Origin of the sequence: Herminiimonas fonticola, from assembly GCF_003293745.1 — a bacterium.
GTDB lineage: Bacteria > Pseudomonadota > Gammaproteobacteria > Burkholderiales > Burkholderiaceae_D > Oxalicibacterium > Oxalicibacterium fonticola.
On sequence record NZ_PTLZ01000001.1, the window covers coordinates 810993 to 821346 of the forward strand.

General features: G+C 51.6%; 11 protein-coding genes. 9 read left to right on the forward strand and 2 right to left on the reverse strand.

What is annotated here, in order from left to right:
- Window positions 1-32: 32 nt before the first annotated feature.
- The 4 genes from Hfont_RS04070 (at window position 33) to corA (ending at window position 3945) form a co-directional block, all read left to right on the forward strand.
- Window positions 33-923: a TonB C-terminal domain-containing protein gene (locus Hfont_RS04070; RefSeq protein WP_112991699.1), complete on the forward strand. Its 891-nt coding sequence runs from the start codon at window positions 33-35 to the stop codon at window positions 921-923.
- Complete coding sequence (aroE, locus tag Hfont_RS04075) at window positions 924-1766, forward strand: shikimate dehydrogenase (RefSeq protein ID WP_241523004.1); 843 nt, start codon at window positions 924-926, stop codon at window positions 1764-1766.
- A 60-nt stretch (window positions 1767-1826) separates the two neighbouring features.
- Entirely contained in the window at window positions 1827-2522 is a 696-nt protein-coding gene (gene mtgA, locus Hfont_RS04080; RefSeq protein WP_112990918.1) for a monofunctional biosynthetic peptidoglycan transglycosylase, read from the forward strand.
- A gap of 451 nt (window positions 2523-2973) precedes the next feature.
- Window positions 2974-3945: a magnesium/cobalt transporter CorA gene (corA, locus tag Hfont_RS04085; protein WP_112990919.1), complete on the forward strand. Its 972-nt coding sequence runs from the start codon at window positions 2974-2976 to the stop codon at window positions 3943-3945.
- Between the two features lie 84 nt (window positions 3946-4029).
- Here the strand turns inward: corA and hemL are convergent, their stop codons facing one another.
- Together hemL and thiD are read right to left on the reverse strand one after the other, a co-directional pair.
- Window positions 4030-5310 carry a glutamate-1-semialdehyde 2,1-aminomutase gene (gene hemL / locus Hfont_RS04090; RefSeq protein WP_112990920.1) on the reverse strand — a complete coding sequence of 427 codons (1281 nt, stop codon included), beginning with the start codon at window positions 5308-5310 and terminating at the stop codon, window positions 4030-4032.
- Window positions 5311-5349: 39 nt separating this feature from the next.
- Window positions 5350-6195 carry a bifunctional hydroxymethylpyrimidine kinase/phosphomethylpyrimidine kinase gene (gene thiD, locus Hfont_RS04095; protein WP_112990921.1) on the reverse strand — a complete coding sequence of 282 codons (846 nt, stop codon included), beginning with the start codon at window positions 6193-6195 and terminating at the stop codon, window positions 5350-5352.
- A gap of 98 nt (window positions 6196-6293) precedes the next feature.
- On the opposite strand from thiD, the gene Hfont_RS04100 reads away from it, so the two are divergent.
- The 5 genes from Hfont_RS04100 to Hfont_RS04120 all read left to right on the forward strand — a co-directional run bounded on the left by Hfont_RS04100 (window position 6294) and on the right by Hfont_RS04120 (window position 10296).
- Window positions 6294-6446: a rubredoxin gene (locus Hfont_RS04100; protein ID WP_112990922.1), complete on the forward strand. Its 153-nt coding sequence runs from the start codon at window positions 6294-6296 to the stop codon at window positions 6444-6446.
- A gap of 147 nt (window positions 6447-6593) precedes the next feature.
- A complete protein-coding gene (locus Hfont_RS04105) occupies window positions 6594-6995 on the forward strand; it encodes a response regulator (RefSeq protein WP_112990923.1) in 402 nt (133 codons plus the stop codon).
- 21 nt (window positions 6996-7016) lie between these two features.
- A complete protein-coding gene (locus tag Hfont_RS04110) occupies window positions 7017-7382 on the forward strand; it encodes a response regulator transcription factor (protein WP_112990924.1) in 366 nt (121 codons plus the stop codon).
- A gap of 10 nt (window positions 7383-7392) precedes the next feature.
- Window positions 7393-7971, forward strand: coding sequence for a chemotaxis protein CheW (locus Hfont_RS04115; RefSeq protein WP_162845860.1), 579 nt, complete (start codon window positions 7393-7395; stop codon window positions 7969-7971).
- A gap of 54 nt (window positions 7972-8025) precedes the next feature.
- Window positions 8026-10296 carry a methyl-accepting chemotaxis protein gene (locus tag Hfont_RS04120; RefSeq protein ID WP_112990925.1) on the forward strand — a complete coding sequence of 757 codons (2271 nt, stop codon included), beginning with the start codon at window positions 8026-8028 and terminating at the stop codon, window positions 10294-10296.
- The last annotated feature ends 58 nt before the right edge of the window (window positions 10297-10354 follow it).

Here is a 10354-nt window from a genome sequence, read left to right on the forward strand (position 1 = left end):
CATCCCTTCAATTATTGTCAGCCATCGCACGCGTGAAGTCACTTTTCCAGAATCGCATACTCGCCATCGCCGTCACGTTTTCCGTGCTGGCGCATGCGGCATTGCTGGCTGTGCATTTCACCGCGCCAGAAGCGTTCAAGTTCAAGCCTACCGATCCTGGTCTTGAGGTAATTTTGGTGAACGCCAAGCACGCCAAGCAACCCTTGAAAGCCGATGCGCTGGCGCAAGCCAATCTGGATGGTGGCGGCAATGCTGATGCAGGTCGCGCCAAATCGCCTTTGCCGGATTTGCGTAAAAGCGAAGATGGCGAAAGCGCCAAGGCATCACGCCGCAAGGTAGAAGAGCTGGAGCGTCAGCAACAAAAATTGTTGGCGCAACTGGAAAAGAAAACACCTTTCCGTACACCGCAAGTCACCGATGTAGAACCGGTCAAGGATGTGCTGCCGCAACGTAATGCGATGGATATGCTGGATAGCGCGAAAGCGCTGTTGCGCAGAGAAGCAGAAATTTCGCGCAATATCGAGGATTACAACAAGCGTCCGAAGAAAACCCAGGTAACGCCGAGTACGCGCGAAGTTGGTTATGCCGCGTATTACAAGGCGTTTCAGGATCGAATCGAAAAATACGGCACGCTCAACTTCCCGCAAAAAGACGGCAAGAAGTTATATGGCAATCTGGTGCTTTATATTCCGATTTTTCAGGACGGTACGATATACATGAAGGATGGCGGGCCTCGCATTGAGCGATCGTCCGGTGACGCTGCGCTGGATCAGGCTGCGTTGAATATCGTGCGACGCTCGGTGCCGTTCGGTAAATTCCCCGATAATATGCGTTCGACCGGTAAAGACGATGTGTGGGAAATCATCACGCGTTTCAGCTTTACCCGTGACGATGCGTTGCAAACAGAAACACGAGGCCAATAAGTGAGCGCGACTTTGAGTACTGCAAAGGCTAAAGTTGATCACTATGCAGTGATTGGCAATCCCATCGCACACAGCAAATCCCCAGATATTCATGCGCGCTTCGCCGCGCAAACGCAGCAGGACTTGCAATACGATCGCCTGTTGGCGCCGCTGGATGGCTTTCTTGCGAGCGTGCAAAGTTTCATCCGCAATGGTGGCAAAGGTTTGAATGTGACGGTGCCATTCAAGCTGGAAGCGTATGCCTTGGCGACGACTTTAACTGAACGAGCGCGTGCTGCTGGTGCGGTCAATACCTTGAAGTTCGACGGCACTGAAATGCTGGGCGATAACACCGATGGTATTGGTTTGGTAACGGACATTGTGCGTAATGCCGGTATTGCTGTCGCCAACAAATCAGTGCTGCTGCTGGGCGCAGGTGGTGCTGCACGCGGTGTGATCCTGCCTTTGTTGAGCGAACAACCGGCAAGATTGGTATTGGCGAATCGTACTCATGCCAAGGCGCTGGATCTGGCGCACCGGTTTTCGAATCAACCACGGCTCAAGGTTTGTGAGTTTGCCGAAGTGGAAGATACCTTCGATATCGTGATCAATGCAACGGCAGCGAGTCTCGCATCGGAAGTGCCACCTATTTCGCCGCGTGTATTTGGTGCGCATACCCTGGCTTATGACATGATGTACGGCAAGGAGCCGACTGCTTTCATGCGCTTTGCCAAGCAGCATGGGGCCATCGTGCGTGACGGCCTTGGCATGTTGGTTGAGCAGGCGGCTGAATCATTTTATCTATGGCGTGGAGTGCGACCTGAAACCAGTGACGTGTTTGCAGAATTGCGCGAGCGGCTCTAATTTTTGGATGCAGTATTTTTCAACGCAACGCACTAAGCGCTTCGATTTGAACGTATAAAAATGAAAATAATGCGCAAGCTGTTGTTTTGGCTGATCCTCGTACCCGTGCTGTTGGTTCTGCTGGTGCAGTTGTATTTCTTTTTGCAAATTGGCTGGTGGGTGAATCACAATCCTGATTCGACCAGCTTCATGCGCGAGCAACTCTCAACACTTCAAGACAAGAATCCGAAGGCACAACTCAAGCACAAATGGGTGCCGTACAAACGCATTTCGAATAACTTGAAGCGCGCGATCATCGCGTCGGAAGATTCCAATTTTTCCGGTCATGAAGGCATAGACTGGGAAGCGCTGGAAAAAGCCTACGAAAAAAATATCAAAAAAGGCAAGGTTGTCGCAGGCGGTTCAACCATTACGCAGCAACTGGCAAAAAATCTTTTCCTGTCCGGCGATCGCAGTTATGTTCGCAAGGGCCAGGAGTTGGTCATTACCTATATGCTCGAATTCTGGATGGACAAGGAGCGCATCTTTGAAATCTATTTGAATGTCGTCGAATGGGGCGTAGGGATTTTTGGTGCCGAAGCTGCAGCTCAACATTATTACGGTATATCAGCCGCGCAATTGAGTTCGGAGCAGGCGGCGCGCCTCGCTGTCATGTTGCCTAATCCGCGTTATTACGATGCGCATCGCGGCACCGGTTATCTGGGCCGTCGCACGGACCTGATTTTGCGTCGCATGAACGGTGCCGCTTTACCTTGATCTTCTTGCGCATTCATCAAGTACGAGAGAAGTTTCAATTGATGTTATCCGTGATTCATTAAGCGATTGTCAACGATATCGCTGATATGACGTTCATATCCGGCAGGCGACCGATTCAATGCATAACTCGATGATAAAAACCGTGTTGACTGGCTTGCTAGCCTTTCGACTTATCAGTACACTTGCGCTGTTTTCGTTTCCGGAGACCCGTCTTGGGTAGTCCTTATTTAAGTTGTTCGCCGTTTTTGACGGTCAATCTGCGAGATAGCGCTTAACGCTCACGCTCCATAGCGCCTCTCGCCGATTCGGTGGGTGGTCGCGTCCTGGCCTGTTTAGTTTGTTTAATGGCCGCGTTCCCTCAAAATTAAATCCACTGCAGAGTCTGCTCTGTAGGATGAGTTGTGTGTTTCATCAGCGATGGTTGGTGTTTCTGACGCGACTGGGAGAGCTTATGATTAACGTATTTGTATTGCAGAATGGTCGCCTGAGCCAAGTCAACATCGACAGCCGCGCCGATCTGGAAAACATCACGCCAGTATGGGTCGATCTGACCGACCCGAATGATGCAGAGCGCGATTGGGTCAAGGGCATTTACGGCGTAACCTTGCCGGGCGAAGATGAAGTCAAGGATATCGAAGCATCCGCACGTTATTACGAAGCGGAAAATGGCGACTTGCATTTGCGTACCGATTTCCTGCTGGGAGAAGACGACGCTCCATCGAGCGTGGTGACGGTGGCTTTTATCCTGGCCAGAGACATGCTGTTTTCTGTCCATGCGGATGACTTGCCGATTTTCCGCCTGGTGCGTATGCGTGCGCGTTCGCGACCTGGATCAATTAATGATTACAAAGACGTGTTGCTGGATTTGTATGCGACGGATGCCGAGTATTCTGCGGATGCGTTGGAAGGCATTTACCAAAGTCTTGAAGCTGTCAGTAAAAGCGTATTGCAAAAGGAAATCACCGATCAGGATGCAGCAACCGCACTGAATGCGATGGCGCATGAAGAAGATTTGAACGGACGCATACGTCGCAACATGATGGATACGCGACGCGCAGTCAGTTTTCTGATGCGCGGTCGTTTGCTGAGTTCGGAGCAGTTTGAGGAAGCGCGTCAGATCATGCGTGATATCGAATCGCTAGACGGACACACGGCTTTCCTGTTCGACAAGATCAACTTTTTGATGGATGCGACCGTCGGTTTCATTAACATTAACCAGAACAAAATCATCAAAATCTTCTCGGTTGCCAGCGTGGCTTTACTGCCGCCGACGCTGATCGCGAGTATTTACGGCATGAACATGAAGTACTTCCCGGAGCTGGAGTTCTTCGGTAATTACGGCTATTTATACACAGTGATTTTGATGGCGGCGAGTGCGGTCGTGCCTATGCTGTATTTCCGCAAACGTGGCTGGTTACGTTAATCGTGAGCTGTAATTTCGAAAATAAAAAAGCGCCGATCAAGGCGCTTTTTTATTGAGTGGTTCAGCTAATACTGACTGTTCGTTTTACAGTTTTGCGAAAGCTGCAGTTGCCGCAGCTATCGTTGCATTGATCACATCGTCACTGTGTTGCGCTGAAACGAAACCAGCCTCGAATGCCGACGGCGCCAGATATACATCTGCATCCAGCATTGCGTGGAAGAAGGTATTGAACTTCGCGGTATCGCACTTCATCATTTCTGTATAAGACAGCGGTTTCTCTGCGGCGAAGTATATGCCAAACATGCCGCCCACAGAATTGGCGGAGAATGCGATATTGGCCGCGCGCGCTGCTTCGGTAAAACCTGTCACCAGTTTTGTCGTTTGTGCTGTCAGCGATGTGTAAAAGCCTGGTGCCTGAATCAATTTCAATGTTGCCAAACCTGCCGCAACAGTAACTGGATTGCCCGACAAAGTGCCGGCCTGATACACGCCGCCCAATGGAGCAAGATGCTGCATCAGATCGGGGTGACCACCGAATGCGGCCACTGGCAAACCGCCACCTATGACTTTGCCCAACACGGTCAGATCTGGTTGGATATCGTAAATCGATTGTGCGCCGCCAAGCGCAACGCGGAAGCCCGACATCACTTCATCGAAAATCAATACCGCACCATATTGCGTGCAGACGCGACGCATGGTTTGCAGGAACTCAGGTGTGGCAGGTAGGAGATTCATATTGCCGGCCACCGGCTCGACGATCACGCAGGCAATCTGGTCACCGATTTCCTTGAAGGTGTCTACTAATTGTTGCGGATTGTTATAGTCGAGCACCAATGTATGTTTGGCGAAATCTTCCGGTACGCCAGCCGAAGTCGGATTACCGAAGGTCAGCAAACCGCTACCGGCTTTGACCAACAATGAATCAGCATGGCCGTGATAACAACCTTCAAACTTGATGATCTTGTCGCGGCCGGTTGCACCACGTGCCAGACGCAAGGCACTCATCGCCGCTTCTGTGCCGCTGGAAACCAGACGCACCTGTTCTATCGATGGCACCAGTTGGCAGATTAATTCCGCCATCTGGATTTCGCCTTCAGTCGGCGCGCCGAAACTCAAGCCGCGCACGGCCGCATCCTGCACTGCCTTGACGACGTCCGGATGTGCGTGGCCGACAATCGCCGGACCCCATGAGCCTATGTAGTCAATATAGCGGCGGTCGTCGGCATCCCAAAAATAAGGACCTTCAGCGCGAGTAATAAAACGCGGTGTGCCGCCAACCGAGCGGAAGGCACGCACCGGCGAGTTAACGCCGCCCGGTGTGCTTTTTTGTGCGCGAGCGAAAAGAATATCGTTATTGGATGTCATGCGATGTACTTAAAAAGAAAAGGTAAATGTTCGAGCTGATTACTGAAGTGGCGGCGTGAGGTCGGTCTCTTCATCCGATTCGCGCGCCCAGAAATAACGATCGGGAACCAGCTTGCCCATACCCAGACGTTGCGCATTGGCGATAGACGCAATCGTGAATTCCTGCGCCTCAAATACGGCTTCGGGAATATCCAGTCCGTTTGCCAGTAATGCCGCAATGGTGGCCGCGAGCGTGCCGCCGGCACCGTTGTATGAGCCGGAAATACGTTGCCAATTGTCGTGACGGATTACGCCGCCTTCATCGAACAGGGTATTGGCGACGTCAGTCAGGCCGGATGGCGTGCCGGTGACGAAGACGTATTCGCAGCCCATTTCGATCAGACGCATCGCATCGACTGCCATCAGGTCTTCTTCCGACGGTTCGCGCCAGGTTTCAGCCATGCGCACCAATTCGACAGTCGAAATAACCAATACCGTGGTTTGCGGAATCAATAGTTCGCGGGTTGCCATCAACATGTCTTCAGCGTCCGGTCCTTGATCGGGCAGGGACGAGAGAAAAGGGTCGAAGATCAGCGGAATGTCAGGGTAGTCGGAAACGATTTCGGCAATCGCCGAAACGTTTTCTATGCTGCCGACAGCGCCAACTTTGAAGGCGGCGACCGGCATGTCTTCCAGCACGACGCGCGCCTGATCGGAAACCCAGTCAGGATCGATCACTTGCATATCTTCTATGCGTGCCGTATCGCCGATGAAAAGTGCGGTGACGACGGATAAGCCGTGACAGCCCATGGCGGCAAAAGAGGCCAAGTCAGCTTGAATGCCGACAGCGCCTACCGGATCTGTTGGGCCAAAGGTCAATATAAGCGGAGAAGTTTGGTTTTGCACGGCGGGTATATTAAGATAGCTGATTATGCATTTTACTTGAAGGGCTGTCTGCCGTGAGCATTAACGAAACAACATCGAACGAACCGTTCCAAACTTGGATGTGCCTGATCTGTGGCTGGATTTACGACGAAGCTGCCGGTTTGCCGGAAGAAGGCATCGCTGCCGGAACTCGTTGGGCCGACGTGCCTATGAACTGGACTTGCCCGGAATGCGGCGCGCGCAAGGAAGACTTCGAAATGGTGGCGATCTAATCGATAATCGTCAAGCGGTGTTGTGACTTTGGTATTTTTGTTGAAAAACCACGGGCATTGATTTGCGCGGTGGTGCTTGACCTAAAGAATCTTGCTTTTTGTTACTGTTGAGCCGTATATTGTGGACACAGTTTAACGAGATGACTCATGACAATATCACTGGATAATGCCGACATGAAAATCATGGTGATCGACGATAGCAGTACGATTCGTCGGTCGGCAGAGATATTCCTCGGTCAGGCAGGTTACAAGGTCGTGCTGGCGGACGACGGCTTTGATGCGCTCGCAAAAATGAACGACCACAAGCCTGCACTTATCTTCTGCGATATCTTGATGCCGCGTCTCGACGGCTACCAAACCTGTGCACTGATCAAGAAAAGTGCCAAATTTCATTCCACGCCCGTGATCATGTTGTCGTCCAAGGATGGCTTGTTTGATCGTGCGCGCGGCGCGATGGTCGGCTCCGATGCCTACCTCACCAAGCCATTCACTAAAGATAGTCTGCTCAAAACCGTGCGCGAGTACACGGCAGAAGCAGTCGCAAAATAAATTTTGATTTAAAGGTTTCAGATGGCCATCCAAAAAATCCTCATCGTCGATGACTCTCCGACCGAGCGTTATTTTCTGACCGATATCCTGGTAAAAAAAGGTTTTTCCGTTTCTACAGCAGAAAATGGCGAAGAAGCATTACTGAAGATCAAGGCAGACAAGCCGCAATTGATCTTGATGGATATCGTGATGCCCGGCCAAAACGGCTTTCAAATCACACGCGCCATTACTCGCGATCCGGAAACACAAGACGTGCCTGTCATCATCTGCACCAGCAAAGGTCAGGAAACCGACCGTATCTGGGGTTTGCGCCAGGGTGCACGGGATTACATCGTCAAACCGGTTGATCCGACTGAGCTCCTCGCAAAAATTGCAGCACTCGGATAAGTAATCTCTGATGAGCCAGCTGCCCACATCGGATTTGCAAGCGGGAAAGGTATTCGCCAAAACGGATATCACTACACGCCGCACGCGTTTGCGCGAATTTCAGGCGCAATTGGTCGAGCGCATGCAGACCGCGCGCAGCGGCGAAGATACGCGTGTCAATCAGTTGGGCGTGATGATAGGTGGCAGCCGTTGTTTGTTGAATTTGCAGACGGCGGGCGAAATTGTTTCGGTAGGCACTGTTACCGAAGTGCCTTTGACGCAGCCCTGGTTTCTTGGTCTGACGAATATTCGCGGCAATTTGATCAGCGTGATCGATTTCGCACAATTTCAAGGTCATGCACCTACACCGATCGACAAGGACAGTCGCATTGTTGCGTTTGCTCCCAGTCTCTCATTCAATAGTAGCTTGTTGGTGTCGCGTGTGCTCGGCTTGCATAACGTCGCTGAAATGGAAGCGCAAGCCGATGTGCAGGATGAATCTGCGCCTTGGGTAAGCAAGCGTTATCTGGATCGCGAATCGCACATCTGGAGCGAGCTTGATCTTTCTTTAGTAATACAAAACCCTCAATTTTTGCACGTCGGTCTATGAGCGATCCGGGAGCGATGATCCGGGCGCAGTATAAACAGAATCAGGAGAATCAGAATGGCGTTTAAATTACCGCTTTCCAAAAATAAAAAAGAGGCGGCCGCACAGGGAGCGGATACACATGGTGATGCACCGGTTACAACGACGCCTATCGATCCGAGCGTAGTGCGCGCAGCACGCGCCAACGTCAATCCTAATGCGACTTACATCGGCGACGTTCTGCAAAAAAGTGGTGATATCCGTCTGCCACTGATCGGTAAACTGCCACTGCAGGAGCAGGTTCGTATTCTTCTGATTGCACTCGGCTCCTCGCTGGTTCTGGGTGCCGTATTCGTGTGGTTGAACGCAGATTATTCTGCCTTGACCTCGACCCAAACGCAGATCGCCGGCGATGCACTGATGCACTCGCAGCGGGTTGGTAAGGCGACACCGAATGCGATTCAAGGTAACAAGGAAGCATTCAAGCAATTGGCCGATAGCCGCAAAGAATTCAACAACGATTTGAATGTTCTGTCCAAGGGCGGCGTTTATCAGGGGCGTGACATCGGTGCGCCTGACGCAAAAATGGAAAGTGCCTTGCAGGAAGTTCAGAAATTGTGGGCAGGTTCCGACAAGGCAGCTGCCACGATTATCAAACTTGAAGCTCCGCTGACAGGCTTTGGTACAACGCTGGAAGTCTTGAACGGGATTACACCTAACTTGTTGGAATTGACCGAACAGATATCAACCCTCAAATCGCAAAGTGGTGCCTCGCCGCGCGAAGTTGCGGCAGCGGGGCAGCTCGTGATGCTGACGCAACGTCTGGCGCGTAGTGCGAATGAATTTTTGAGTTCGGAAGGTGTGAATCCGGAAACCGCTTTCTTGCTGGGCAAAGATACCAATACTTTCCGCGATATTACCGAAGGTTTCTTGAACGGTAGTGAAGTTCTGCGTTTGAGCAAAACCACTGAGCCGGATACACGCGAAAAATTGGTTGAGTTGCAAGCCGCATTTGCTGACTATCAAAAATCGATCGCGCTGATTCTGGGTAACCTGCAAAACTTTATCGCCGCGAAACAGGCACAGGAACTGATCTTCAAGGAAAACGAAGCCTTGAAACAGCGTCTGAACGAATTGCAACAAACTTATCGTACCGAACAGGATTCGGTGACCTGGCCTTTCTGGTTGATGCTGTTGAGTGTATTCGCCGCGCTGGTCTCCGCTGCAGGTATTGCGCTGGTTCTGTTGCAGGATAGTCGTAACAGAACGAATGAAGCGGATGCCCGTCGTGAAGAAGCTGATGGACAGCGTCTGGAAGCGCAGCAAAAAGAAGAAGAAGCGAAACACGCAAACGATCAGAATCAGGCCGCTATTTTGCGCCTGATGAATGAATTGCAGGAAGTTGCGGATGGCGATTTGACTGTGCAAGCGACGGTGACCGAAGACATTACCGGCGCGATCGCCGATTCGGTTAACTATACGGTGGAAGAATTGCGCGGTCTGGTTGGACGCGTAACGAACACAGCGGAACAGGTTACGTTGGCATCCAACACTGCGCAAAATATTTCCACTGAATTGCTGGAAGCGTCACACAAGCAATCGCGCAACATTCAGGAAACCGGTCAGGCCGTACTGGAAATGGCGGTACAGATTACCGATGTTTCCAAATCCGCCAGTGAGTCGGCAGAAGTTGCGCGTCAGTCAGTGACGGCGGCAGAACAAGGTTCACGTGCGGTGGAAAATGCGATCAAGGGCATGACCGAGATTCGCGAACAGATTCAGGAAACTTCGAAACGAATCAAGCGTCTGGGTGAATCCTCGCAAGAGATTGGTGAGATCACAGAACTGATTTCCGACATTACCGAACAGACCAACGTGTTGGCGTTGAATGCGGCAATTCAGGCGGCATCGGCCGGTGAAGCAGGTCGCGGTTTCTCGGTGGTTGCGGAAGAGGTTCAGCGTCTGGCGGAACGTTCCGGTGAAGCGACCAAGCAGATCGGTGCGCTGGTTCGTACCATTCAAACAGATACCCACGATGCGGTTGCCGCTATGGAAAAATCGACGCAGGGTGTGGTCGAGGGGGCAAAACTGTCCGATGCTGCCGGTGCGGCGCTGTCTGATATTCGACGCGTTTCCAACCGTCTGGCGGAACTGATTCAAGGAATCTCGTCAGCTACCGAACAGCAGGCAACATCGGCAAACGGCGTGGCACAAAATATTCAAGGCATTCTGACCGTTACGGAACAGACGCAAGAAGGTACGCAGCAAACTGCGCATTCGATTCGCGAATTGTCGAAGCTGGCCGAAGAACTCAAAAACTCGGTATCACGGTTCCGTGTAACGGCTTGATTTATTTATCTTGTGCGTGTCTTTAACGGCGCGTCTCTGACGCGATTTGTTACAGGCA